We start from the raw sequence: 25,926 nt of genomic DNA on the forward strand, positions 1-25,926 counted from the left end.
CCTTAACACCGTTACCGTGACTGATGTTGTGCCCGAGGCACTTTGCAGAAAACAGGCCGCATATTGTCTGGCACGTGTCGCAAATAGCCATAAAAAAAGCCAGCATCGCTGCTGGCTTTTAAGCGCTAATCAGACAGGTTACACCTTCTGATAAACCTCGCTCCCTTTTTTCACGAATTCAATCGCTTTTTCCTGCATACCTTTTTGCAGGGCGGCTTGTTCATCAACCCCCAGCTTATCCGCATAATCACGGACGTCTTGTGTGATCTTCATCGAGCAGAAATGTGGGCCGCACATGGAGCAGAAGTGGGCTTGCTTTGCGCCCTCTTGTGGCAAGGTTTCATCGTGGAATTCCTTGGCTTTTTCCGGATCCAGGCCGAGGTTAAACTGGTCTTCCCAGCGGAATTCGAAACGTGCTTTTGATAAAGCGTTGTCACGAATTTGTGCGCCTGGGTGGCCTTTTGCCAGGTCTGCAGCGTGCGCAGCAATTTTGTAGGTAATGATACCTACGCGTACGTCCTCTTTGTCTGGCAAGCCCAAGTGCTCTTTCGGGGTGACGTAGCACAGCATGGCACAGCCGTACCAGCCGATCATGGCCGCGCCGATACCGGAAGTGATGTGGTCATAACCTGGTGCAATGTCGGTAGTTAAAGGCCCCAATGTGTAGAACGGAGCTTCACCACAGTGTTCCAGTTGCAGATCCATGTTCTCTTTGATCAAGTGCATAGGCACGTGACCTGGGCCTTCGATCATACATTGCACATCGTGCTTCCAGGCGATTTGCGTCAGTTCGCCCAAGGTTTTGAGTTCTGCAAATTGCGCTTCATCGTTAGCATCGTAGATAGAGCCAGGACGCAAGCCATCACCCAGTGAGAAGGACACATCGTACTGCTTCATGATCTCGCAGATATCTTCGAAGTGCGTATACAGGAAGGATTCTTGGTGATGCGCCAAACACCATTTCGCCATAATCGAACCACCGCGTGACACGATGCCGGTCATGCGTTTTGCCGTCATTGGGATATAGGCCAGGCGTACACCAGCGTGAATAGTGAAATAATCCACGCCCTGCTCGGCTTGCTCAATCAATGTATCGCGGAAGATTTCCCAGGTCAGGTCTTCAGCCTTGCCGTTTACTTTTTCCAGTGCCTGGTAGATAGGCACGGTACCGATTGGCACTGGTGAGTTACGGATAATCCACTCACGGGTTTCGTGGATGTTTTTACCGGTAGAAAGATCCATTACGGTATCGCCGCCCCAACGCGTGCCCCATACCATTTTCTCTACTTCTTCAGAGATCGAAGAACCGAGGGCTGAGTTACCGATGTTGGCGTTGATTTTGACCAGGAAGTTACGGCCAATAATCATCGGCTCGATTTCAGGGTGGTTGATGTTGGCTGGGATAATGGCGCGGCCACGGGCCACTTCGTCACGCACAAACTCTGGCGTAATCACGGCTGGAATGCTGGCGCCATAATTCTGGCCAGGATGCTGTGTTTGCAGCAATTCGCTCATATTTTCACGGCGCTGGTTTTCGCGGATGGCGATAAACTCCATCTCCGGCGTAATGATGCCTTTACGCGCATAGTGCATCTGGCTCACGTTCTGGCCAGCCTTTGCCCGCAATGGTTTGCGGTGCAGGTTAAAACGCATTTCTGCCAACTGTGGATCTACCAGGCGCTGATGACCGAACTCAGAGGTCGGGCCATCCAGTTGCTCCACATCGCCACGCTCCATGATCCACTGGGCACGCAGTGCTGGCAAACCATTACGGATATCAATCTCGACCGTCGGGTCAGTGTAAGGGCCTGAAGTGTCGTAGACCACGACTGGTGGATTGGTGTCACCGCCAAAACTGGACGGTGTATCACTCAATGAAATTTCACGGAATGGCACCTGGATATCAGGGCGGGAACCTTCAATGTAGATTTTGCGCGATTTGGCAAACGGTTTGGTAGCAGCTTCGTCAACTTTGGCATCAGCGTTGACGAACTTGATATTTTTATCAATAGCGTTCATTGGCATCCTTAAAAGAAAAAGACGTAAGGATGCATGTGAAGGTTTGCATTCCCTACGGTGGTATTAACCACATCAGGTTCGAAGGGTAACTCTCACTGCAAAACTTTCAATAAATGAAGGATTTACAGACCCCTAGCAACGGACGAATTGTGCGCGAAAACACCTGATAACGCAAGCAAAACAAAGTTTTGCAACTGCCTGCCATTGACAAATAGACAGACCTGTCTACAATCATGTCACCCGACTATAAAAACATACGGGATTTATTTCAATCAGGAACTCAGGAGAGATCACAATGGAAGCTTTACTCATAGGGGCCGTGGCCTGTACTACCGCTTTAATTCTGTCAGCATGGTTGATGACATTCGCGCGCTGGTTTCCCATCAAAGGCATAGATGGCGACTTTCTGGTCGATTACAAAACCATGATCCGCGCCCACGTTGACTATGCCTTAATGGCCTTGTTTAACCTGGGATTTTTTGGGGCGGCCAAAGCGGCAGGCGTTGAGTTGCACTATTTTGCCTGTGTTTGCGTAGCGATTGGTGGCTTTACTAACCCGACCGTGTTTGTGATTGCGGCGTTTGACCCGGACTTCTGGAGCAAAACCAAGTGGAAAGTATTTTCCGCCATCAGCTTCGTCATCACCACCGTCGGTTTTATGACCATTTGCTACCAGTTGATTTGCCACGCGCTTTGCACGCACTAGCATGGATTGCTTTGCGCCAAAAAACCCTGCTTCGGCAGGGTTTTTCAATCAGGCTGATCGCAATATCAATCAAAACGAGCAGTAATTTAAAAAACTAAGCACCGAACCTGCAATTATTCCGCCATTTACTGCAGACCTGTACCCGCTAGACTATACGTGGGAAGTAGTCAAACAGGGACTCACAAGGCAAATCAAGCATGGATTGGTACGGTATTTTCTTTTTCAGAGCAGGCTCTCCAACCGCCCTGCTCTATGGCAGCTATGATGATTGGCTGGTGGTGTTATCGGCCGTGGTTGCCATTGGCTCCTCTATTCTTGCTCTGCAATTAACGCGCCTGTCACAAAAACAGACGTCTGTGGTTTCACGCCGGTTTTCGATTATCGCCAGCTCAGTATCATTAGGTGCCGGCATCTGGGCCATGCACTTTATTGGCATGCTGGCCTATCAAATCTGCACGCCGGTTTCTTACTATCCGGATGCCACCCTGGTCTCCATGATGCCAGGCATCCTGGCATCACACTACGCGCTGAGCCTGATGTCTGAAAACCAGATTGATTATCGCAAGCTGCTTAAAGGCGGATTTGCCGTCGGTGCAGGCATTGGTGCCATGCATTACATCGGCATGCTCGCCATGCGTATGGAGCCTGTGCTCAAGTTTGACCTGGTATGGGTATTGGTTTCAGTGGTGGTCGCCGTGGCCTTATCCACACTGTCACTATGGACAGGCATCTTTCTAAACCAGAAAGGCAAAATCCCGCCCAAAGTGAGCATCATCCTGGGCGGCGTGCTGATGGGCAGCGCCATCACCGCCATGCACTATACCGGCATGGCGTCTGCGCGCTTTCTGGGTGAAGCGAAACCCGGCTTTAACCCGGATGACAACCAATCCATCACCATGGCGCTAGGCATTACGCTGGTCACTATCCTCATCGGCATCATCGCCACGGCGATTAACGCCCTGATACGCTACCGGCAAATGCTGGCGACCATCCAGGCCAGTGAAACACGCTTGTCGACCATTCTGGATACAGCCGTAGACGGCATCGTCACCATCAATACCACCGGCGAAATGATCGCCTGCAATGACGCCGTCGAAAAACTATTCGGCTGGACCAAAGCAGAAATGAAAGGCAAAAATATTTCCCTGCTGATGCCAGAACCGGACAGTTCCAATCACCTTTATTACCTGAAAAATTACCAGGCGACGGGCCAGGCAAAAATCATGGGCGAAGGCCGCGATCTGGATGCCATGCGCAAAGATGGCTCAACCTTTCCGATTCGACTGGCGATTGGTGAAGTCAAGCTTGCCAATGAAACCTTATATGTGGGCTTCATTACCGACCTCAGCCACCGCAAAGCGATTGAAGAGGCGGTGCGCGAAAAAGACCAGCAGATTCGGTCCATGATGAACAACATTCCAGGCGTGACTTTCCGCGTCAGCCTGGCGGGCGACTGGAGCATACAACTGATCAGCGACGCCGTGCTACAAATGACAGGCTGGCCCGCCCAAGATTTTCTCATCGGGCAATTACGCTTTTCGCCCTTGATGCATCCTGACGATATCGCACGTGTGCGCCCGATTGCAGCAAAAGCCATTGCCAAGCTTGAAAGCTTTGAAGTGGAGTTCAGGATCACGGATCGCAACGGTAATGAAAAATGGGTATCAGCATTCGCTTCACCGCTGCTGAATAAAGACGGCATGCCATATGCCATGGATGGCGTCTTGCTGGACATCACCGAGTCCAAGCAGAAAAACGCCGAATTTGAAGGCATAGTCAACGCAATCAATTACTCCACCAGCGTGGCCGAATTTACCATTGATGGCTTTGTTATTTCGGCCAACCAGAACTTTCTTGACCTGCTGGGCTACCAGGCGGAAGACATCGAAGGCCGCCATCATTCTATTTTCTGCCCGCCTGATTTTGCCCTGACCGATACCTACCAGAAGAAATGGTCATCCTTGCGCCGGGGTGAGTTCGTGCATGGCGAGTTTTTGCGTTACGGCAAAGCAGGCAAGCAAATCTGGATCAATGCCTCTTACAGCCCGGTGCGTGATGTAGACGGCAAGGTCGTTAAAGTGTTGATGTTTATGATGGATATCAGCGAACGCAAGCAAATGGAACAAGAAATGCGGCAGGCAAAAGAAACTGCCGAGCAAGCAGCCAACGCCAAAAGTACATTTCTTGCCAATATGAGCCATGAGATTCGCACACCGATGAACTCTATTATCGGCTTTAGCGAATTGTTGCTGGATACCCCCATGCAACCGGAACAGCGCAACTATTTATCAACCATCAGCCAGTCAGCCAAGTCTTTGCTGCACTTGCTCAATGACATCCTGGATAGCGCCAAGCTGGAAAAAGGCATGCTGGAACTGGAAATGCTGGATTTCTCCATGCGCGAAATGGTCGATAGCCTGATTTCCTCACTCTGGTTGCAGGCACGTAAAAAGCAGCTGGACCTGAAGCTGAACTTAGCCCCCGAAACAGCTGGCTACTATATCGGCGCCGAACACCGCATTCGCCAGGTGCTGACCAACCTGCTGGGCAATGCCATCAAATTCACCGAGACCGGCCATGTTGAACTCAATGTGCACCTGACACCGCAAGGTGAAGTGCAGTTTGACATCATTGATACCGGCATTGGTATTGATGAAGACCGGCTGGATGTGATTTTTGAACCATTTACCCAAGCGGACGCTTCGATGAGCCGACGCTTTGGCGGCACCGGCCTGGGCACCACCATTAGCAAACAATTGGTAGAGTTAATGGGCGGCCGCATTACCGCCAGCAGCAAAATTGGCAACGGCAGCTGTTTTTCAGTGATTTTGCCGCTCACAGAAGGCCGCGCGCCAGAAAACTCAGCACAAAATAATGCGTTAGCATTGACCTTGCCCGCACTGAAAATTCTGGCTGCAGATGATATTGAGCAAAACCGCAGGCTATTAAACATTGTGCTGGAAAAACAAGGCCATCAACTCACACTGGCCAGCAATGGCCAGGAAGTCGTCGACGCCTGGCAAACCCAGCCGTACGACGTGATTTTGATGGATGTCCAAATGCCTGTCATGGATGGCCTCAGCGCCAGCATGCATATACGCGCATTAGAGCAAAAATCCGGCAGGGCCAGAACGCCGATTATTGCGCTGACAGCTAGCGTGCTTGATCAGGACCGGGTAGCCGCCGCCGAAGCCGGCATGGATGGCTTTGCGTCCAAACCGATTGAACTGCCATTATTACTGGCAGAAATTCAGCGCGTATTACAACTGGAACCTGTGGTAATGACCACCGACACCACCCCATCCATACCCGCAACGACGCATTTCGACCTGAAAAAAGGTATCCAGTTGTGGGGTGACCAGCAAACTTACCTGCATGAAATCAATATTTATATACAAGAGTCACGCAAGCACATCACTACCCTTAAGCACGCAATCGCAACGCAGGATTACGCCACGGTGAAGCAACTCGCGCATGCTAATAAAGGTGTCAGCGCCAATCTCGCCCTAAGCAATATTCAGGAGAGCTATCACGCACTGGAACAAGTGAGCGAGGATCAGTGGCACACCTGCCCTGCACTGGTGACTCAGTTGCAAACACACGTACAGTCACTGCATGCGTCCATCACGCCCTTGCTATTGCAGCAGGCAGTGACCGCCTCTACGCATGAGACTCAACTGCCAGCCGCGCAACTATTAGGCTGGCTGCAAGAACTACGTACACTGATCGTCATGAATGAGCTGGATGATGCGCTCGTCAGCAAACTCGTTCAGCACGCCCCTGCGGCGTGGCGCCAGGCCTTGAATACCATTGCGCAGTTATTGAATGACTTTGACTTTGAGCAAGCGACCGTGCATATTGACCAGCTACTGGCAATCCAGACCCAGGAGACTTCCTCATGATGGACAACACCGCGCAACAAGCAAAAATTCTGATTGTTGACGATGAACCACTTAACCTTAAAGTGTTGAAGCAGGTGCTACAGGACAATTACCGTTTGAGTTTTGCCAAAAACGGTATGGACGCATTGGAGTTGGTCAAAAAAGAAAGACCCGGCCTAATTTTGCTGGATGTGATGATGCCAGGCATGACTGGCTTCGAAGTCTGTAGACAGCTCAAAAGCGACCCCGAAACCAACACCATCCCGGTCATTTTTGTCACCGCATTGGCAGAAGAGGCCGATGAGTCTGAAGGCTTTGCCGCAGGCGGTGTGGATTACATCAATAAACCGATTTCACCCGCCCTGGTGCGAGCACGCGTCAAAACGCACTTATCACTGGTGCATATCGACGAACTGAAACGCACCCACCTGGAACTGATCCAGCGTTTAGGCCGCGCTGCCGAGTTCAAGGATAATGAAACCGGCATGCATGTCATGCGTATGAGTCATGTGTCTGGCAGGCTGGCCTTGCAAATGGGTATGGATCCGCATTTCTCCGAACAATTGATCCATGCCGCGCCCATGCATGACATCGGCAAAATTGGCATTCCTGACCATGTATTGCTCAAACCAGGAAAATTGAACGATGAAGAACTGGAGTTAATGCGGAAGCACCCGGAAATGGGTGCAAAAATCCTCGATAACTCCACATCACCCCTGATCAAGCTGGCACACTCCGTCGCCCTTTACCACCATGAAAAATGGGATGGCAGCGGTTATCCGTTCGGCTTAAAAGGGGAGGCTATTCCGGTGGAGGCTCGCATTGTGGCGGTGGCTGACGTATTTGATGCCTTACTCAACAAGCGCCCCTACAAAGAGGCCTGGCCTGTGGAAGATGCCATTGCAGAAATTGAAGCCAATCGTGGCAAGCACTTTGACCCGGCTGTCGTCGACGCCATGTTGCAGTGCCTGCCAGATTTGATTGCCATTAATAACAACTGGCTTGAAGAAGAATAAGGTCCGTCAATATTATCCTGCCATACCACAGCAGGATAATCCGCTTTAGCCCAGTTTAGCCTTAAGCAGTTCGTTGACCTGGGTCGGATTGGCCTTGCCTTTGGAGGCTTTCATACATTGACCAACAAGCGCATTAAAAGCTTTTTCTTTACCGGCTTTGTATTCATCCACCATCGCCTGGTTAGCGGCCAGTACTTCATTGATAATCGCCTCTATGGCGCCAGTATCAGAGACCTGCTTGAGGCCCTTGGCCTCAATAATGGCATCTACTTCGCCCTCGCCGGCCCACAAACCTTCAAACACCTGCTTGGCGGCATTGTTAGAGATAGTGTTATCAGCAATACGCTTGAGTAAAGCAGCCAGCTGCACAGCAGACAGCGGGCTATCAGCAATGGCTTTTTCTTCGGCATTCAGCCTGGCTGACAACGCGCCCATCACCCAGTTAGCGGCCTGTTTAGGCTCAGCACCAGCATTGACCACAGCAACGAAATAATCGGCCAGACTGCGTGAGGCAGTGAGGGTGCTGGCATCATAACTGGAAAGTTGGTATTCACTGCTGAAGCGCGCTTGCAAGGCTTGTGGCAGTTCTGGCATCTCGGCCTTCACACGTGCCTTATCTGCTTCGGTGACTTCCAGCGGCAATAAGTCAGGGTCTGGGAAGTAACGGTAATCGTTGGCTTCTTCCTTGCTACGCATGGCACGCGTTTCACCCGTATCCGGGTTAAACAGCACGGTTGCCTGCTGGATGGTGCCGCCATCTTCCAGCGTCTCAATTTGCCATTGTGTCTCGTACTCGATTGCCTGCTGCATAAACTTGAACGAATTGAGGTTCTTGATTTCGCGACGGGTACCTAATTTCTCAGTGCCTTTTGGACGCACCGACACGTTGACATCACAACGGAAACTACCTTCTTGCATGTTGCCATCACAGATACCGATCCATTGCACCAGTTCATGCAATTTCTTGGCATAAGCCACCGCTTCCGCTGCGCTGCGCATATCTGGCTCAGTCACAATTTCCAGCAACGGCGTCCCTGCACGGTTGAGGTCTATGCCGGACATGCCTTCAACTGCATCATGCACCGATTTACCGGCATCTTCTTCCAGATGTGCACGCGTGATATTGATGACTTTTTCGTAGGCTTCGGCATTTTTAGTCGCAGGCACCTGGATGGTGATTTTGCCTTTACCGACCACCGGCAACTCAAACTGGCTGATCTGGTAGCCTTTAGGCAAATCCGGATAAAAGTAATTCTTGCGGGAAAACACACTGCGTGGCGCCATCTCAGCATCAATCGCCAGGCCAAACTTAATGGCACATTCGACGGCTTCTTTGTTCAGTACCGGCAATACACCGGGTAAAGCGATGCTCACTTCGCAAGCCTGTGTATTTGGCGCAGCACCATAGGTGGTCGAAGCGCCGCTAAACTGTTTAGATTTAGTTTGTAACTGAGTATGAGTTTCCAACCCGATGACGACTTCCCACTGCATTTAAATTCCCTCCGGCATACGTGTGTGCCAGTCTGTCACTTGTTGATAAGCGTGGCCGATCTCCAGCATGCGCGCCTCATCAAAATAATTACCGATAATCTGCAAGCCTACCGGTAAGGACTTGCCTTCTGAGTTAGCCGCAAAACCGGCTGGAATACTCATGCCTGGCAAACCGGCCAGGTTAACAGCGATGGTATACAGATCTTCGAGGTACATGGCGACCGGGTCACTGGTCTTCTCTCCGGCCTTAAAGGCTGTCGAAGGGGCAGCTGGCCCCATGATCACATCACAGTGCTTAAATGCTTCGACAAAATCTTGCGCAATCAGGCGGCGAATTTGCTGTGCTTTGAGATAGTAAGCATCGTAATAACCGGCACTTAATACATACGTACCAATCAGGATACGGCGTTTGACCTCGGCACCAAAGCCTTCGGCGCGCGACTTCATGTACATTTCCATCAGGTCGTTGTATTCGGCAGCACGGTGGCCATAACGTACACCGTCAAAGCGTGACAGGTTGCTGGAGGCTTCTGCCGGAGCCAGCACGTAATAGACCGGAATCGACAGATTGTTATTAGGCAAACTGATTTCTACGATTTCGGCGCCCAGCTTTTTGTATTCGGCAATAGCGGTTTCGATGACCTTGGCCACATCGGCACTCAGGCCTTCGGCAAAGTATTCTTTAGGCAGACCTATGCGCAAGCCTTTGAGTGGCTGCTCGCCGGTCAGGGCAGCCAGGCCGCGGGTGTAGTCTTCTTTTTCACGGTTGACGCTGGTGGAGTCACGCTCATCAAACCCCGCCATGACATTCAGCATGAGTGCACAGTCTTCGGCGGATTTGGCCATCGGGCCCGCTTGGTCGAGTGAAGACGCAAACGCGATCATGCCGTAACGCGACACCAGGCCATAGGTGGGCTTGAGGCCGGTAAAACCGCACAAAGAAGCTGGCTGGCGGATGGAGCCGCCGGTATCGGTGCCCGTCGCAGCGGCACACAAACGAGCGGCCACCGCGGCAGCGGAACCGCCCGAGCTACCACCCGGTACACGGTCAAAGTCCCACGGGTTTTTCACGCCACCAAAATAGCTGGTTTCGTTGGAGGAGCCCATGGCGAACTCGTCCATATTGGTTTTACCCAGGTTCACAGCGCCCGCAGCATCAAACTGGCTGATGACATGTGCGTCATACGGAGAGATAAAGGTCTCCAGCATTTTTGAGCTACAGGTGGTGCGCCAGCCTTTGGCACAGAAAATGTCTTTTTGCGCCAGCGGGATTCCGGTCAGCGGGCCGAAATCACCAGTGGCAATGCGTGCATCAGCTGCCTTGGCCTGCGCCAGCGTTTTATCCTCGTCGATGGTGACGTAGGCATTAATGGTCGGATTGAGCTGCGTCATGCGCTGCAAATAGGCTTGCGTCAGCTCGACACTGGATACTTGTTTGCTGGCCAACTGCTGGCCCAGCTGCTTGAGACTGCTGTTAATCATAATAAGAACCGTAAAATCGCGTAGAAAACCGCTGTTATTCGATGACTCTTGGCACCAGGTACAGACCATCCTGTGTTGCCGGGGCAATAGACTGGAACAGCTCGCGCTGGTTCGTTTTGGTGACCACGTCTTCACGCAGGCGCTGCGTCACGTCCTGCGAGTGCGACATAGGGACAATGCCTGTGGTGTCGACCGCCTGCATTTGCTCGATCAAACCGAGGATGCCGGATAGCTTGTTCAGGGTTTCCTGCGCTTCACTCTCGCTGACCTCAATACGGGCCAGATGAGCGATACGCTTGATATCATCTAGATTCAGTGCCATGTTCTGGTTAATTGTCTGTAAGATTTTGAAAGCACATCTTAATTTCATGTGCGTTTTGCGCTATTATACCTTGATTTTATGCCGCACTTAGCGAGCAGTTCTAAAGTCGGAAACTTCACAGGATAAAACATGTTCGGTTCACTCAACAGCTACTTCTCCAATGACCTTGCCATTGACCTTGGCACCGCCAACACCTTGATCTACGTGCGTGGTAAGGGCGTCGTTCTGGATGAACCGTCGGTGGTGGCGATTCGTACCGAAGGCGGCCCCAACGGAAAAAAGGTGTTACTGGCCGTCGGTTCAGATGCGAAAAGCATGCTGGGCCGTGCACCAGCCAATATTCAGGCCATCCGCCCGATGAAGGATGGTGTGATTGCCGACTTCACCATCACCGAGCAAATGCTCAAGTTTTTTATCCGTAAAGTACACGAATCCCGCTGGTTCTCCCCTAGCCCACGCATCATTATCTGTGTGCCGGTAGGCTCCACCCAGGTTGAGCGTCGCGCGATTAAAGAATCCGCTGAGCGCGCCGGTGCCAAACAAGTGTTTTTGATTGAAGAACCCATGGCTGCTGCGATTGGTGCCGATATGCCAGTCGCTGAAGCAACAGGTTCCATGGTGGTGGATATCGGTGGCGGCACCACCGAAGTGGGCGTGATCTCACTGGGCGGCATTGTGTACGCCAAGTCTGAGCGTGTCGGTGGTGACAAGTTCGACCAGGCAATTATCGACTACATCCGCCGCAACTACGGCATGCAAATTTCCGAGCCAACCGCTGAAGCGATCAAGAAAAGAATCGGCTCCGCCTTCCCGGGTTCTGAAGTGTTGGAAATGGAAGTCACTGGCCGCAACCTGGCAGAAGGCTTGCCACGTAAGTTCACTATCTCCAGTAACGAAATCCTGGAAGCCCTGACCGAACCATTGAACTCTATCGTTGGTGCGGTAAAATCCGCCCTGGAACAAACCCCACCAGAACTGGGTGCCGACATTGCCGAAAAAGGCATGGTATTGACCGGTGGTGGCGCCCTGCTGCGTGACCTGGATCGCCTGCTGGTGGAAGAAACCGGTTTGCCAGTGATCGTGGCAGAAGATCCGCTGACTTGCGTCGCACGCGGCTGTGGTCGCGCACTGGAAGAAATGGACAAGCTGGGCAACGTTTTTGCTAGCGAATAATTCGGGGCAACGATGGCGCGCACCCGATTATGCTAAAAGGCATACACCAACAGCTTGATCCGCAGGAGTCCCCGGCTTTTTTTATCCAGGGACCCAAGCCTTTCTCACGCCTGATGTTTTTTTGCACGCTGTCACTGGTCATGATGGCGGTGGACGCGCGCTTTGACTACCTGAGCCAGGTGAGGCAATGGTTCAGCACCGCCTTGCACCCCCTGGAAGTACTGGCCAGCGCACCTAATGAGTGGGGCCGCAACATCAACACCTACTTCACCTCACACAACCAGCTGATTCAAGACAATTTCAAACTCAAGCAGCAGTCACTGATAGACAATGCCGCCTTGCAGCGCCTGGCGACCGTGGATGCTGAAAATGCACATTTACGCACGCTGCTGGCGGGCGATGCGCCCATTATTCCGCAGGCTACCCTGGGCGAAGTATTGCACATGGGTCGCGACCCGTTCAGCAACATCATCACGCTCAACCGTGGCAGCCGCCATCACATCACGCCTGGCCAGGCCGTAGTCGATGAACAGGGCGTAGTCGGGCAAATTACACGTGTTTATACCTTTACCAGCGAAGTGACGCTGATTACCGACAAAAAGCTGTCGATTCCCATTCAGATTGAGCGCAACCAGTTGCGCGCGATTGCCTTTGGTGAAGGCAAGCGCAACACGCTGGACATTCCCTACCTGCCGACCAGCGTGGATATTAAAGTGGGCGACAAGCTGGTCACATCCGGCATTGATGGCGTCTACCCGGCGGGCTTAGCCGTCGCCGTGGTCACCCAGATCAAGCAAAGCCAGGATTCGCCTTTTGCCAAAATCATTAGCCGCCCGATTGCTGGCGTGAATAACCACAAGCATGTGCTAATCCTCAAAGTGCCCGAGTCACCCGCCATTAACCCATCCAGCGAAAACAAACCGGTGTTGCCGCGCAACAACGCACAGCATCTGGATCAGTCTGTGGTTGAAGTACTGCAAAAAAATAATGCCGCGGTTGACCCGCACCCGGCGACCGAAACGCCTGTGCTGGACTCCCCCAGCACCGAGCCTGGCGCCGCTGCAGCCACCCCGGGTGCAGCCCCTGCCCCTGAAAACACCACGGCCCCTGCCGCGCCGGAGCACCCATGAAACCGGTAAAATTCAGCACTTTCCTGTTCACCATGTTGGTCGGACTGATATTCCAGCTCTACCCCTGGTCAAACACCGGTGTCATTATCCGCCCTGACTTTTTGCTGGTGATCATGATTTACTGGGTGCTACAAGCCCCGTATCACTGCAATATCGGCTGGGTCTGGTTTGCCGGGTTACTGGTCGACTTATCCACTGGCAGCCTGCTGGGCCAACACGCGCTGACATTTGCCATCACCGCTTTTCTGGGCCTGATTTACCAACGGCGCCTGGTGCTGTTTAACCGCTGGCAACTGTATTTGTACGTGATATTCCTGTTTGGGGTACAACGTGGGCTGATTTTACTGCTCAAACTGTTTGCTGGCGGCGAGCTGCCGGACTGGACCTACAGCCTGCCCGTGGTTTCCGACCTGATATTGTGGCAATTCATGATTATCTGGTTTGGCGAGCTGACCCGCCCGAAGAAGTTATAAGCACATGGGGTATAGCACTGAACTCAAAAACCATCAAAACGAACAGCACAAGTTCCGGGTTCGTCTGGTTTTTCTGATCTTAATGGTCCTCAGCGCGTTCTCCGCGCTGCTTGGTCGTTTCTATTTCCTGCAAGTCTACCGCTATGACTACTACCAAACGCTGGCGGAAAATAACCGCATCTCAATTGTCCCGATCACACCCAACCGCGGCCTGATCTCGGATCGCAATGGCATTATCCTGGCACATAACTTTTTTGTGTATACGCTGGAAATCACGCCGTCTAAAACCGATGGTTTGCAGGACACCATTGCCGAATTGGGTGCACTGGTTGAAATCTCGGCCTCCGATTTAAAACGCTTTAAGAAGTTGCGCGCGCAGAGTCACACCTTTGAAAGCATCCCGATCCGCACCCACCTCAACGAATATGAAGCGGCCAAGTTTGCCGTCAATCGCTTCCGTTTCCCTGGCGTTGAGCTCAAATCACGCCTGTTCCGCCATTATCCATATGGCACCTTGGGCACGCATGGCATCGGCTATATCAGCCGTATCAATGAAAACGACCTCAAGCAGCTCAAAGAAAGTAACCAGTTGTCGAATTACAAAGGCACTGAGCACATCGGCAAAGCCGGGGTTGAGCAGGCTTATGAAGAAGACTTACATGGCATCACCGGTTTCCAGCAGGTAGAAATTGACGCCGATGGCCGCGCGGTGCGTGTGCTATCCAGCGCATCGCCCACCTCAGGCAACAATATTGTGCTGTCTATGGATGCCAAAATGCAGGAGATCGCCGAGCATGAGTTTGCTGGCAGACGTGGTGCATTAGTGGCTATCCAGCCAAAAACCGGTGAAGTGCTATCTATGGTGAGCATGCCGTCGTTTGATGCCAACCTGTTTGTCGATGGCATTGATTTTGACAACTGGAATAACCTCAACAACTCACCAGACAAGCCACTGATTAACCGCAGCCTCAAGGGCATCTACCCACCTGGCTCGACATTTAAACCATTCGTTGCACTGGCAGGCCTGGAATCCGGCAAACGCCAGCCCCCCTTTACCATTAGCGACCCCGGCTATTTCACCCTGCCCAATAGCCGCCATCGCTACCGGGACTGGAAACCGTCCGGCCATGGTGCAGTGGATATGCGCAGGGCGATTACCGTCTCTTGTGACACTTTTTTCTACGGCCTGGCAGTTGAGCTCGGCATTGAGCGCCTGACAGATTTTGTGCGCCATTTTGGCTTTGGTGAAAAAACCAATATTGATATCCAGGGTGAGTTGTCCGGTCTGTTGCCAACCCCTGCCTGGAAGCAAAGGCGCTATAAACAACCCTGGTACATGGGCGAAACCGTGATTGTCGGTATCGGCCAGGGCTACACGCTGGTGACGCCCATGCAGCTAGCCTATGCCACGGCCACGCTGGCCAACAACGGCAAGGCGATTCGTCCGCACCTGGTCAATGCCATCGTTAACGCCAAAACCAACCAGGTGAAAATGTTGCCGCACATCATTGCCGACCAGCTCAACTTGAGCGCGCAGAATCTGGATATTGTGAAACTGGGCATGATGGATGTGACCCGCCCAGGCGGTACCGCTGCGGCAATCGGCGCCAATGCCGGCTATGACATCGCGGCTAAAACTGGTACTGCACAAGTGGTCGGCATCAAGCAAAATGAAAAATACAACGAAAAACTGATTAATGAACGCCACCGCGACCATGCCTGGTTTATTGCCTATGCACCAGCCGAAGACCCAAAAATTGCCGTGGCGGTGATTGTTGAAAACGGCAGCCACGGTGGCTCTACCGCGGGCCCCATTGCCCGCAAGGTGATGGATTATTACTTGCTGGGTAAAGTCCCGGTGGATCCGGCAGCGGCACAAGCTGCAGCGGCGGCAGAAGCAGCTGTCGTGAACGCGCCAGAAGTCGAGGAGGAGCCTCATGATTAGACAATGGATAGGCCATTTTATCCGGCATATCGACTCGATTTTGCTGGCAACAGTGCTCATGGTACTGGTGGTGGCACTCATGGTACTTTACAGCGCCTCGGGCCAGTCACTGCTTAAGGTGAATGCGCAGTTAATCAACATTGTGGTGATGTTGGGGGTGATGTTCCTGGTCGCCAATACCCAGCCACAACATATAGAACGCATTGCGCTACCAGCCTACCTGCTCGGGCTGGCATTGCTGATTGCGGTAGCACTGGTCGGTGATATCAGCCACGGCGCACGACGCTGGCTCAACCTCGGTGTGACCAAAATCCAGCCGTCAGAACTGATGAAACTGGCGGTACCCATCATGTTGTCATGGTACTTTTCCAAACGTGAAAGTATGCTGCGTACAGCAGACTACATCGTCGCTGGCGTCATTTTGCTCACGCCCGTGTTGCTGATTGCCAAACAACCCGACCTCGGCACAGCCACGCTGGTCTTTGCGTCAGGCTTTTATGTCATTTTTCTGGCCGGGCTGAGCTGGAAGTTTATTTTGGGCAGCGCTGTTGCCTTCGGTGCCGCATTGCCAATTCTGTGGTCCATGCTGCATGATTACCAGCGTCGCCGGGTGGAGATCCTGATTGATCCCAGCCAGGATCCACTAGGCGCGGGTTACCATATTATCCAGGCTACCATCGCCATTGGCTCAGGTGGTACCACCGGCAAAGGCTGGCTCAATGGCACGCAGTCACAACTCGACTTTGTGCCAGAAAGAACGACCGACTTTATTTTTGCGGTGTTTGCTGAAGAGTTTGGCCTGGTTGGCTGCAGCCTGTTATTGCTGTTGTTCACCATTATTATCGGCCGCGCCTTCATTATCGCGTCACAAGCCAAGAGTACCTTTTCGCGCTTGCTGGCGGGTAGCATCGCCGCCACTTTCTTTACTTATTGCTTCGTGAATATGGGCATGGTGAGCGGCATTCTGCCGGTGGTCGGCATTCCATTACCACTGGTCAGCTACGGCGGCACCTCACTGTTAACCCTGGGCCTTAGCCTGGGCTTGCTGATGAGCGTGCAATCGCACAAACGCCTGGTGGCGACGGATTAAGCGCATAAACACCGATTAAGGAACAGGATGTTTTTTTACTTGCAACGGTTATGCATCGTCACGCTGGCCATCTGGCTAGCAGCTTGTAGCAGCAGCATGCCTCCCCGGCAAACCGCACCAGCGGGACCACCGACCAGGCCTGCCACCAGCGGCGCTGCCAGCTCGACACCTACTCCCGCTACCAACAACCCCGCAACGAATGGCTCAGTCATTGGCGGCCCCAAAGTCATTAACATCGACCCCAAACCAGAGACTAGCGGCAATCCGACTGACGGCATAGACCCGAACATCCCGCTCGAAACCACAGTCACGCCCAAGCTGGAACCGATTGTCAAAGGCACCACCAAACCCTATATCGTCAATGGTGAAACCATGACACCGATGTCTGAAATCAATACACCGTTCACACAAACCGGACATGCTTCGTGGTATGGCAAAAAATTCCATGGCCGCCGCACTGCCAGTGGTGAACCCTATGACATGTTCAAATTAACCGCTGCGCATAGAACGTTGCCTATCCCAAGCTATGTACGCATCACTAACCTCAGCAATGGCAAAACCATCATGGCGCGCGTCAATGACCGCGGCCCGTTTGGCCGCGACCGCATCATAGACCTCTCTTACGCCGCGGCCAAACAACTGGATATTATTCGCCATGGCTCGGCACAAGTTGAGGTGTCACTGATAGACCCGACTCAGCAAGCGCCGACCCAGCAACCCCCGTCGCAACAACCCTCGGCATCACCTGCTGCCAGCAATACACCGCCCCAGGCAATCACCACACCAGCCGTGGCATCCGCCAACGCACTGACGACACTGGAAGCCGGTGGCATTTATGTACAAGTGGGAGCATTTGGCCAGGAAGAAAATGCGGACCGCCTGCACCAGCGCATTTTCACCACCCTGCCAGAAACACAATCCCTACTCAACAAAGTGTATAATGGAAAAACGTTCCAGATTGTGCTGGGGCCTTATCCGGATCACGCATTAGCAGCGCAGGCCGCCAGTCAGATGCGTGACAAATTGCAGTTACCTGCACTGATATTTTCGCGGTAGTTTTTTTCCGTTAGCAGTTTTCTTCTCATTAATTTTTATTCTCGTATAAATGATGACCATGTGGCGTTCCTGTATTGCTTTTCTACTTTCCATTCCTTTAATGACCGTGGCGGCCGAAGCCATCACTGGCAATGTGCCGACACCGACATTGGCAGCCAAAGCCTTTGTGCTGCGCGATGCCAATACCGGCAGTCTGTTGGCAGCGAGTAATCCGGATATGCCGGTTGAGCCTGCGTCACTGACCAAAGTGATGACGGCTTACCTGACGTTTGAAGCGGTAAAGCAAAAACGCCTGGCACTGACACAAACCTTGCCGGTCAGCCAAAAAGCCTGGAAAGTCGAAGGCTCTAAAATGTTTATCGATACCACCATGACGGTCACGGTGGATGAGCTGTTACATGGCCTGATTATCCAGTCTGGCAATGATGCTGCCATTACCCTGGCAGAAGGCATTGCGGGTAGTGAAGAGTTATTTGCATCATTAATGAACAAAAAAGCGGCGGCCCTAGGCATGAAAAACAGCCACTTTGTGAATGCCACAGGCTTGCCAGACCCTACGCACACCACCACTGCGCGTGACTTGTCGATCTTGGCCAATGCCCTGATTCGTGACTATCCACAAGACTATGCACGCCTGTATTCACAAAAGTCTTATACCTATAACAACATCACGCAGCCTAACCGCAACCGCTTGCTGTTTCTCGACCCCAGCGTGGATGGCATGAAGACCGGCCACACGGAATCTGCAGGTTATTGCCTGATTTCTTCAGCCAAACGTAGTGACTTCCGCTTGATTTCTGTGGTCCTCGGCACCACTTCAGATAATGTACGCGCGGCCGAAAGCCAGAAACTGCTGAACTTTGGTTTCCAGTTTTATGAGTCCAAGCTGATTTACGCAGCAGACAAAGCCATTACGCGTCAAAAAGTATGGAAAGGCACCGAAAGCGAAGTCGACTTAACGGTCGCCAAACCAGTCTATTTAACATTACCGCAAGGTGAGTATGCCAATATGAAGGCGAATCTGCGCATTGCAAAACCACTGGAAGCGCCATTAAAAGCGCATCAAACCGTGGGTGCAGTAGATTTTAGCCTGGGCGGCAAAGTGGTACATAGTGTGCCGCTGGTGACCGTGCATGCCGTTGAGGCCAGCAATATCTTCTCACGCATGATCGACCAGGTCCGCCTGTATTTGCAGTAAACCCTTGTCGTCATAAAGCGGAACAAGCACAAAGGTAGGTGAACCCCATGACCCAGCAAGAACAAACGCCTGCGGCGGAAGAAACCCTGATTGAGTTTCCCACCAACTTCCCGATCAAGGTCATGGGCGAAACACATGACGACTTCACACTCGAAGTCACGCGCGTGATTCAGGGCCATTGGCCAGAATTCGACACGCACCTGATAGAAATGCGCGGCAGCAGCAATGGCAAATACCTGAGCCTGACCTGCCTGGTGTATGTCACCTCCAAACCGCAACTGGACGATATCTACCGCAGCCTGACCTCGCACCCGATGGTCAAGGTCGTGCTGTAACCTGCTTTGCCTCCATGCCTGCTCTGCAAATCCGCCAGCTGGGCTTGACTGATTATGCAGCCACGCTGGCTGACATGCAGGCATTTACCGCCGGACGCAACCAAGACACGCCAGACCAGCTGTGGGTCACCGAACATCCGCCGGTCTATACACTGGGCCTTAACCGCCGTGGCGTGCGCCTGCCGCAAAACGACATCCCGGTGGTTAATGTAGACCGTGGTGGCAAAATCACTTATCACGGCCCCGGGCAGTTAATCATTTATTGCCTGGTTGATCTGGCGCGCAGCCACTTGAATGTGCGGCAACTCGTCTCCATCTTGGAAAGCAGCCTGATAGAATTTCTGGCCGCACACAGCGTTGCCGCCGAAGCGCGTGCCGATGCACCCGGCGTCTATGTGGATGGCAAAAAAATTGCCTCACTCGGATTACGCCTGAAAAACCAGTGCTGCTATCATGGCTTGAGTTTGAATATTGAGATGGATCTACAACCGTTTGCCGACATTGACCCTTGCGGTTATGCTGGCATGCAGATGACGCAAACCCGGGATTTTAATATCGCGCTGACGATGACTGACATTGCAGCGGATTTAACCCAACGATTGAAAGAGAAACTGACGCATGTCAGATAATTCCACCCAAGAACATCCAATCGACGCGCGCCCGGCCAAAAAGGTGGCAGGTGTCAAAGAAATCGACGCAGCCAAGACTTCGCGTATTCCGATTAAAATCGTGCCGCAACCCATGCTGCGCAAACCGGAATGGATACGCATGAAGGTGCCGGATTCGGCCCGTTTCCAGGAAATCAAACAGGTATTGCGCGACAACAACCTGCATACCGTGTGCGAAGAAGCCAGCTGCCCCAATATTGGTGAATGTTTTAGCGGAGGCACCGCCACCTTTATGATTCTGGGCGATATTTGTACCCGCCGCTGCCCGTTCTGCGACGTCGCCCACGGCAAACCGTTGCCACCTGATGTCAATGAACCGGAAAACCTGGCGCGTACCATCGCGCAAATGAAGCTGCGTTACGTCGTGGTCACCTCGGTCGACCGTGATGACTTGCCTGACGGCGGCGCACAGCATTTTGTCGATTGCATCCGCGCCATTCGCGCCCAATCCCCGCAGATTAAAATAGAAATCCTGGTACCGGATTTTCGTGGCCGCCTGGATGTTTCACTCAAAATCCTGCGCGAGGCGCCGCCGGACGTCATGAACCATAACCTGGAAACCGTGCCACGCCTCTACAAGCAGGCACGCCCGGGCTCTGATTACCAGCACTCACTCGACTTGCTCAAGCAATTTAGCCAGATGTATCCGCATGTGCCGACCAAATCCGGCCTGATGCTGGGCCTGGGCGAAACTGATGAAGAAATTCTGGAAGTGATGCGGGACTTGCGCGCGCATGGTGTCAGCATGCTGACATTAGGTCAATATTTACAGCCCAGCGTGCACCATTTGCCGGTATTGCGCTATGTCACGCCACAAACCTTTGACTGGTTTAAGCAACATGCAGACGCCATGGGCTTTGATAATGCCGCTAGCGGCCCGATGGTACGCAGCAGTTACCATGCAGACCAGCAAGCGCATGCCGTGATCGAACAACCCTCATCATAAGCAGTGCCGGTATCCCCGGCCAACAATAACAAGCACAGGAGCAACCATGGTTCCACACTTAACAACGGCTTTGAGCGGACCACTGTACACGCTGGAAAAACGCGTGTTACAGGCGATGCCGGACATCGAACACTGGTTTCGCACGAAATGGCAGGAAATCCCCGCGCCGTTTTATGCCAGTGTGGACCTGCGTAATGCCGGTTTTAAAATCGCGCCGGTAGATACCAATTTGTTCCCAGGCGGTTTCAACAACCTTAATCCTGAATTCTTAAGCCTGTCTGTGCAAGCGGCACAAGTTGCCGTCGAAAAAATCTGTCCTGATGCGCGCCGTTTATTGCTGATTCCGGAAAACCATACCCGCAATACTTACTACCTGCGCAATGTGGTGGAATTATGCAATATTCTCAAAGCCGCAGGCATGGAAGTGCGCGTTGGTAGCCTGTCACCAGACATCACTAAAATCACCCGACTGGAAACCCATGATGGCCTGCCCTTGATCCTGGAGCCGCTGGTGCGCGTGAAAAACCGCCTGCAATTAAAAGCGGCTTCGTTTGAGGGTGTTGATTATCCAGCCTTTGATAGCTGTGCCATCCTGCTCAATAATGATTTATCCGGCGGTGTGCCTGACATGTTACAAGGCCTGGAGCAAAACCTGATTCCACCTTTGCATGCTGGCTGGTTTATCCGCCGCAAATCACAGCACTTCGCCGCCTATGACAAAGTGGTAGAGGAGTTCTCGCAATTACTGCAAATCGACCCCTGGTTGCTGAACCCGTATTTTGACACCGCCAGCGGCATTGATTTCCATGCCCGCGTCGGTGAAGACTTGCTGGCAGACAAAGTCGATGCCATCTTGAAGAAGATTCAAGCCAAGTACGATGAATACGGCATCACCCAACAGCCGTTTGCCATCGTCAAAGCCGATGCCGGCACTTATGGCATGGGCATCATGAGTGTGAAGTCAGCGGATGAAGTACGCGACCTTAACCGCAAGGCACGCAACAAAATGTCGGTGATCAAAGAAGGCATGCAAGTGTCTGAAGTCATGATCCAGGAAGGTGTGTATACCTTTGAGAATATCAACGATGCAGTGGCTGAACCCGTCGTGTATATGATGGATCACTTCGTGGTTGGTGGTTTTTACCGCGTGCATACCGGTCGTGGTATTGATGAGAATCTCAATGCTCCCGGCATGCATTTCGTGCCACTGGCGTTTGAAAAACCCTGTACCCTGCCCGACTGTGCGGGCGCACCTGATGCGCCGCCTAACCGCTTCTACGCTTATGGCGTGGTTGCGCGCCTGGCCTTGCTGGCAGCCGGCATGGAGTTACAGGACAATGATCCACTGAATGCATAATTGAGCCAGAGGCGCATGATGAAATTGCTGTTTATTCTCGACCCGCTGCATACCCTTAAAGCGTATAAAGACACCAGCCTCGCCATCATGCGTGCTGCGCAAGCGCGCGGACACCAGTTATGGGTCTGCGAGCAACACGACTGGCACTTGCAGCGCGAAGTGGCGCTAATCGATGCCCAGCCCTTTGCATTGAATGACAGCAGCTGGACTGTGGGCGAGAAAACCACACAGACGCCAGGCAGTTTTGATGCTGTGCTGATGCGCAAAGACCCGCCGTTTGATAACGAATATCTCTACAGCACCTATTTGCTGGAGCTAGCGCAACAACAGGGCGCGCGCATCATTAACGACCCTGCATCTATCCGTGGCTGGAATGAGAAATTGTCCGTCGCGCGCTTTCCGCAATTTGCGCCACCATTCATTGTCACCAGCAAACAAGAGAAAATACTGGCGTTTTTGGCCGAACATGAGGACATCATCGTCAAGCCTCTTGATGGCATGGGCGGCAGTGGCATTTTCCGTTTACGTAAAGATGACCCGAATATCTACGCCATCCTCGAAACACTGACCCAATTTGAAACGCAAACCATTATGGTGCAGCGTTATATTCCAGACATCGCCAAAGGTGACAAACGCATCCTGATCATCAATGGCGAACCGTTACCGTATGCCTTGGCCCGTATCCCCAAAACCGGCGAAACACGTGGCAACCTGGCCGCAGGTGGCAAAGGCGTCGCGCAACCACTAAGTGACCGTGACCGAGAAATCGCCGTGACAGTTGGACAAACACTCAAACAACATGGCCTGTTTCTGGTCGGCCTCGATGTGATAGGCGATTATTTAACCGAGGTGAATGTCACCAGCCCGACCGGCATGGTTGAAATTGCCGCACAATCAGCAACGTGGACGCTGCCATGTGACCCGGCAATGGTGATGATACAGGCGCTGGAAAAGCTCACGCCCTAGCACGCTCAAAAAACTCAAACCATCTGCATACTCAATTATCAAGTTTGCTAATATGATTTATGTGATTTGAAGTCATTAGTGATATCGTCCGTTGCAGTCGTAGGAGTGTCATCATGCGTGTGTTGGTGCTGGGTTCTGGTGTTATTGGCGTCACAAGTGCTTATTACCTGGCATTAAAAGGCTTTGAAGTCACCGTTATCGATCGTCAGCCAGCGGTCGGCCTGGAAACCAGTTTTGCCAATGCAGGCCAGATTTCACCCGGCTACGCAGCGCCCTGGGCCGGGCCGGATGTGCCGCTCAAAGCGCTCAAATGGTTGCTGCAACGCCATGCGCCGCTTTCCATCAGGCCAGACTTCAGTGTATGGCAATTGCAATGGATCACACAGTTCTTACGCAACTGCTCAAGTGATCGCTACGATATCAACAAATCCCGCATGGTGCGCCTGGCCGAATATAGCCGCGATTGCCTGCGCACACTACGCACCAACACCGGCATCCACTACGAAGAGCGCAGCCGTGGTACGCTGCAAGTTTTCCGCACACCAAAACAACTCGCTGCTGAAACCAAGGATATTGCCGTACTTAGCCGCATGGGCGTACCGTTTCAGCATGTGGACCCTGAGGGTTGCGTGCGCATTGAACCGGCACTGGTGCATGTGCAAGACCAGTTGCTGGGTGGCTTGTATTTGCCCGGTGATGAAACTGGCGATTGCCAGCTATTTACCTCCCGGCTGGCGCTAGCAGCACAAACACTGGGGGTGCAATTCAGGCAAGACATCGCTATCGAGCGCCTGATCACACAACAAGGCAAGTTACTTGGTGTAGAAGTGAAAAATGCGCATGGTACCGACACTTTGATGGCAGATCATTATGTGGTCGCCCTGGGCAGTTACTCACGTCAGCTGATGCAAGGATTGGGCTTGAATTTGCCCGTGTATCCGGTCAAAGGCTATTCACTGACCGTACCGATTATGCGTGCTGACGCTGCCCCGGTCTCGACAGTGATGGATGAAACCTACAAAGTAGCCATTACCCGCTTTGATCGGCGTATCCGCATAGGGGGCATGGCAGAACTGGCCGGTTTCGATTTAACCCTCAACCCACGCCGACGCCAAACACTGGAGATGGTCTTAAATGGATTATTTCCACATGCAGGCGATATATCACAAGCGTTGTTCTGGACTGGATTGCGCCCGATGACACCGGATGGCACCCCCGTTATTGGCCAGGCAGACTCCCGCTATCCTAATGTATGGCTGAATACCGGCCATGGCACTTTGGGCTGGACCATGGCTTGTGGCTCGGGGCAGGTACTTGCCGACCTGATAAGCCATGACACCCCCGCCATTGGCGCTCAAGAATTCAGTCTCAAACGCTATTCTGCTTAACGCCTTCCTTGTATTTCCCCTGTGCCAAAATGTAGCTTTGAACTGCAATTTTTAAAATTGATGCCATGGCTGATCAATTAAAAAACCTGCAAGCCGCGTGAGGTCAATCTAGCGCTCAACCCGTCTATGCCAACTTTACCGATTTCCAGGAACGCGGCTCTACCGATTATTTGTAGGAAAATCGATGGGTATTTCTTATAAAAACAATACGGATAAAGAGAAGCCAATCATCGTGGCAACTCCACAACAAAAAAATAGCAGGCATGATTACATGCCTGCTGCGAAGCAACGTCGACCCCGGGCGCGCGATGTCCCACAGCGAATCGGGGAATCCGCACCTACAACACTCATGCAGGTGCGGAAATTAAGTCAGACTCTACGGCGACGAACTGTTGCGCCGATGACACCTAAGCCTGCCAAGAGCATGACTATGTTCTCTGGTTCTGGCACTGGAATAACCGAAACCACGTCAAAACTTAAGGTTGGTAATGCTTGCCCTTGTCCGCCAGTGAAAATAATCATCCCCAAAGTGTCGGCGGTACTCATCAGATAAAATGAAGTCTCTTTGTTGGTGCCGCTTGCTGATGCAGAGAGGATGTCAGAGAAGAACGACGCGTCTGATGCAAGGTTATAGCTCAGGCTGACGTATCCGGTGCCACCGGCAGGCACGGCAAAGGTTTCCGACCCCAGCAGTGAAGTGCTACCTGCCCAGCTTTGTAGCGCTGCAGCGTTGCTGGCGTAGACTGGGTTGAGTTGGCGATCTGTCGGCGTGCCTTTGGACTGTGCCCAGTCGTCATTGCCTACCCAGTAAATATCGAAAGTTCCAGAACCAATGCCAAAGCGCGAGTTGTTCTGAACAGAGTATGAGGATGTAAAGGAGAGACTGGCGTTGGCAACATTCCAGTTGCCAGCCCCATAGGTGGTGTTTAGAGAGTCGACAATCGAGCCGATATTAAAACTGAAGGCTTCGTTGGCTGCCAACGCATTAGCCCCGGTATTGGTCTTAGAGAGGCTGCCCTGGACGCCACCCGCACCACCGGCCCATCCCCAGCCATCGACGGCACTGTAACTTGAAAATATCATGTCGCTGGCCGTTGAGCCCGTGCCGCCAGCCCCCCCGCTACCCACAATCGAAATGCTTTCATGTGTCAGCGTCGCTGCACTCACATTTCCGATAAAGGTTGCGGCAAGCAACCCTAGAAGGATGGTTGGTAGATGTTTGTTCACTTTAAGACTCCTACTCGTTGTTGAGAAAATGAATGGGCACTTATAGTGTTCCCCTAT

The 25,926-nt window shown here is 52.5% G+C and carries 21 protein-coding genes and 1 riboswitch; of the genes, 16 read left to right on the plus strand and 5 right to left on the minus strand.

Annotated features, from left to right (window positions below; translation table 11 throughout):
• Positions 1-138: 138 nt before the first annotated feature.
• Positions 139-2,019 (minus strand): phosphomethylpyrimidine synthase ThiC, encoded by a 1,881-nt coding sequence (gene thiC / locus GQ52_RS04345; RefSeq protein ID WP_047515482.1) that lies wholly within the window; start codon positions 2,017-2,019, stop codon positions 139-141.
• Between the two features lie 31 nt (positions 2,020-2,050).
• Positions 2,051-2,163: riboswitch (TPP riboswitch) on the minus strand.
• A 151-nt stretch (positions 2,164-2,314) separates the two neighbouring features.
• Here thiC and GQ52_RS04350 point away from each other — a divergent pair.
• From GQ52_RS04350 to GQ52_RS04360, 3 genes are all read left to right on the plus strand, one after another.
• Positions 2,315-2,725: a hypothetical protein gene (locus tag GQ52_RS04350; RefSeq protein ID WP_019880883.1), complete on the plus strand. Its 411-nt coding sequence runs from the start codon at positions 2,315-2,317 to the stop codon at positions 2,723-2,725.
• Positions 2,726-2,922: 197 nt separating this feature from the next.
• Positions 2,923-6,627: a PAS domain S-box protein gene (locus GQ52_RS04355; RefSeq protein ID WP_047515483.1), complete on the plus strand. Its 3,705-nt coding sequence runs from the start codon at positions 2,923-2,925 to the stop codon at positions 6,625-6,627.
• Positions 6,624-7,622 (plus strand): two-component system response regulator, encoded by a 999-nt coding sequence (locus GQ52_RS04360; protein WP_047515485.1) that lies wholly within the window; start codon positions 6,624-6,626, stop codon positions 7,620-7,622. Before GQ52_RS04355 ends, GQ52_RS04360 begins: the two co-directional genes overlap by 4 nt.
• 45 nt (positions 7,623-7,667) lie before the next feature.
• On the opposite strand, the gene gatB is transcribed toward GQ52_RS04360, so the two are convergent.
• Genes gatB through gatC form a run of 3 tightly spaced genes read right to left on the minus strand, consistent with a single transcriptional unit; the run spans position 7,668 to position 10,917 of the window.
• Positions 7,668-9,113, minus strand: a complete 1,446-nt coding sequence (gene gatB, locus GQ52_RS04365) for an Asp-tRNA(Asn)/Glu-tRNA(Gln) amidotransferase subunit GatB (protein ID WP_047515486.1) — start codon at positions 9,111-9,113, stop codon at positions 7,668-7,670.
• On the minus strand, positions 9,114-10,595 hold the full coding sequence (gatA, locus tag GQ52_RS04370; RefSeq protein WP_047515487.1) for an Asp-tRNA(Asn)/Glu-tRNA(Gln) amidotransferase subunit GatA: 1,482 nt from the start codon (positions 10,593-10,595) through the stop codon (positions 9,114-9,116).
• 34 nt (positions 10,596-10,629) lie between these two features.
• Positions 10,630-10,917, minus strand: coding sequence for an Asp-tRNA(Asn)/Glu-tRNA(Gln) amidotransferase subunit GatC (gene gatC / locus GQ52_RS04375; protein WP_024930282.1), 288 nt, complete (start codon positions 10,915-10,917; stop codon positions 10,630-10,632).
• A gap of 129 nt (positions 10,918-11,046) precedes the next feature.
• Here gatC and GQ52_RS04380 point away from each other — a divergent pair, with 129 nt between their 5' ends.
• The 13 genes from GQ52_RS04380 (at position 11,047) to GQ52_RS04440 (ending at position 24,642) form a co-directional block, all read left to right on the plus strand.
• Positions 11,047-12,090, plus strand: a complete 1,044-nt coding sequence (locus GQ52_RS04380; protein WP_018985380.1) for a rod shape-determining protein — start codon at positions 11,047-11,049, stop codon at positions 12,088-12,090.
• Between the two features lie 29 nt (positions 12,091-12,119).
• Positions 12,120-13,220, plus strand: a complete 1,101-nt coding sequence (gene mreC / locus GQ52_RS04385; RefSeq protein ID WP_019880876.1) for a rod shape-determining protein MreC — start codon at positions 12,120-12,122, stop codon at positions 13,218-13,220.
• Positions 13,217-13,693: a rod shape-determining protein MreD gene (mreD, locus tag GQ52_RS04390; protein ID WP_019880875.1), complete on the plus strand. Its 477-nt coding sequence runs from the start codon at positions 13,217-13,219 to the stop codon at positions 13,691-13,693. The genes mreC and mreD overlap by 4 nt, the downstream gene beginning before the upstream one ends.
• 4 nt (positions 13,694-13,697) lie before the next feature.
• Complete coding sequence (gene mrdA, locus GQ52_RS04395) at positions 13,698-15,638, plus strand: penicillin-binding protein 2 (RefSeq protein ID WP_019880874.1); 1,941 nt, start codon at positions 13,698-13,700, stop codon at positions 15,636-15,638.
• The gene (gene rodA, locus GQ52_RS04400; protein WP_024930280.1) at positions 15,631-16,728 is read left to right on the plus strand and encodes a rod shape-determining protein RodA; all 1,098 of its coding nucleotides are present in this window, start codon (positions 15,631-15,633) and stop codon (positions 16,726-16,728) included. The genes mrdA and rodA overlap by 8 nt, the downstream gene beginning before the upstream one ends.
• Before the next feature lie 27 nt (positions 16,729-16,755).
• The gene (locus GQ52_RS04405; RefSeq protein WP_047515490.1) at positions 16,756-17,784 is read left to right on the plus strand and encodes a septal ring lytic transglycosylase RlpA family protein; all 1,029 of its coding nucleotides are present in this window, start codon (positions 16,756-16,758) and stop codon (positions 17,782-17,784) included.
• A gap of 100 nt (positions 17,785-17,884) precedes the next feature.
• Complete coding sequence (locus GQ52_RS04410; RefSeq protein WP_019880870.1) at positions 17,885-18,982, plus strand: D-alanyl-D-alanine carboxypeptidase family protein; 1,098 nt, start codon at positions 17,885-17,887, stop codon at positions 18,980-18,982.
• Between the two features lie 47 nt (positions 18,983-19,029).
• On the plus strand, positions 19,030-19,317 hold the full coding sequence (locus GQ52_RS04415) for a YbeD family protein (RefSeq protein ID WP_019880868.1): 288 nt from the start codon (positions 19,030-19,032) through the stop codon (positions 19,315-19,317).
• Between the two features lie 14 nt (positions 19,318-19,331).
• Positions 19,332-19,946 (plus strand): lipoyl(octanoyl) transferase LipB, encoded by a 615-nt coding sequence (gene lipB / locus GQ52_RS04420; protein ID WP_047515491.1) that lies wholly within the window; start codon positions 19,332-19,334, stop codon positions 19,944-19,946.
• The gene (lipA, locus tag GQ52_RS04425) at positions 19,936-20,931 is read left to right on the plus strand and encodes a lipoyl synthase (protein ID WP_047515493.1); all 996 of its coding nucleotides are present in this window, start codon (positions 19,936-19,938) and stop codon (positions 20,929-20,931) included. The genes lipB and lipA overlap by 11 nt, the downstream gene beginning before the upstream one ends.
• A 46-nt stretch (positions 20,932-20,977) precedes the next feature.
• Positions 20,978-22,288: a glutamate--cysteine ligase gene (gene gshA / locus GQ52_RS04430; protein ID WP_047515498.1), complete on the plus strand. Its 1,311-nt coding sequence runs from the start codon at positions 20,978-20,980 to the stop codon at positions 22,286-22,288.
• An 18-nt stretch (positions 22,289-22,306) separates the two neighbouring features.
• A complete protein-coding gene (gshB, locus tag GQ52_RS04435; protein ID WP_200884065.1) occupies positions 22,307-23,254 on the plus strand; it encodes a glutathione synthase in 948 nt (315 codons plus the stop codon).
• A gap of 113 nt (positions 23,255-23,367) precedes the next feature.
• A complete protein-coding gene (locus GQ52_RS04440; protein WP_047515502.1) occupies positions 23,368-24,642 on the plus strand; it encodes a D-amino acid dehydrogenase in 1,275 nt (424 codons plus the stop codon).
• A gap of 369 nt (positions 24,643-25,011) precedes the next feature.
• Here the strand turns inward: GQ52_RS04440 and GQ52_RS04445 are convergent, their stop codons facing one another.
• Positions 25,012-25,869, minus strand: a complete 858-nt coding sequence (locus tag GQ52_RS04445) for a PEP-CTERM sorting domain-containing protein (protein ID WP_235272965.1) — start codon at positions 25,867-25,869, stop codon at positions 25,012-25,014.
• Between the last annotated feature and the right edge of the window lie 57 nt (positions 25,870-25,926).

It is taken from the genome of Methylophilus sp. Q8, from assembly GCF_000800115.1.
In the GTDB taxonomy this organism is placed as follows: domain Bacteria; phylum Pseudomonadota; class Gammaproteobacteria; order Burkholderiales; family Methylophilaceae; genus Methylophilus.

Coding starts and splice junctions, on each gene's coding strand:
- gshB (WP_200884065.1), top strand. CDS start 22,307: ATGAAATTGCTGTTTATTCTCGACCCGCTGCATACCCTTAAAGCGTAT.
- gatB (WP_047515486.1), bottom strand. CDS start 9,113: ATGCAGTGGGAAGTCGTCATCGGGTTGGAAACTCATACTCAGTTACAA.
- GQ52_RS04410 (WP_019880870.1), top strand. CDS start 17,885: ATGACCGTGGCGGCCGAAGCCATCACTGGCAATGTGCCGACACCGACA.
- GQ52_RS04360 (WP_047515485.1), top strand. CDS start 6,624: ATGATGGACAACACCGCGCAACAAGCAAAAATTCTGATTGTTGACGAT.
- GQ52_RS04405 (WP_047515490.1), top strand. CDS start 16,756: ATGTTTTTTTACTTGCAACGGTTATGCATCGTCACGCTGGCCATCTGG.
- GQ52_RS04415 (WP_019880868.1), top strand. CDS start 19,030: ATGACCCAGCAAGAACAAACGCCTGCGGCGGAAGAAACCCTGATTGAG.
- mreC (WP_019880876.1), top strand. CDS start 12,120: ATGCTAAAAGGCATACACCAACAGCTTGATCCGCAGGAGTCCCCGGCT.
- mreD (WP_019880875.1), top strand. CDS start 13,217: ATGAAACCGGTAAAATTCAGCACTTTCCTGTTCACCATGTTGGTCGGA.
- gatA (WP_047515487.1), bottom strand. CDS start 10,595: ATGATTAACAGCAGTCTCAAGCAGCTGGGCCAGCAGTTGGCCAGCAAA.
- GQ52_RS04355 (WP_047515483.1), top strand. CDS start 2,923: ATGGATTGGTACGGTATTTTCTTTTTCAGAGCAGGCTCTCCAACCGCC.
- GQ52_RS04350 (WP_019880883.1), top strand. CDS start 2,315: ATGGAAGCTTTACTCATAGGGGCCGTGGCCTGTACTACCGCTTTAATT.
- GQ52_RS04440 (WP_047515502.1), top strand. CDS start 23,368: ATGCGTGTGTTGGTGCTGGGTTCTGGTGTTATTGGCGTCACAAGTGCT.
- thiC (WP_047515482.1), bottom strand. CDS start 2,019: ATGAACGCTATTGATAAAAATATCAAGTTCGTCAACGCTGATGCCAAA.
- lipA (WP_047515493.1), top strand. CDS start 19,936: ATGTCAGATAATTCCACCCAAGAACATCCAATCGACGCGCGCCCGGCC.
- gshA (WP_047515498.1), top strand. CDS start 20,978: ATGGTTCCACACTTAACAACGGCTTTGAGCGGACCACTGTACACGCTG.
- gatC (WP_024930282.1), bottom strand. CDS start 10,917: ATGGCACTGAATCTAGATGATATCAAGCGTATCGCTCATCTGGCCCGT.
- mrdA (WP_019880874.1), top strand. CDS start 13,698: ATGGGGTATAGCACTGAACTCAAAAACCATCAAAACGAACAGCACAAG.
- lipB (WP_047515491.1), top strand. CDS start 19,332: ATGCCTGCTCTGCAAATCCGCCAGCTGGGCTTGACTGATTATGCAGCC.
- rodA (WP_024930280.1), top strand. CDS start 15,631: ATGATTAGACAATGGATAGGCCATTTTATCCGGCATATCGACTCGATT.
- GQ52_RS04380 (WP_018985380.1), top strand. CDS start 11,047: ATGTTCGGTTCACTCAACAGCTACTTCTCCAATGACCTTGCCATTGAC.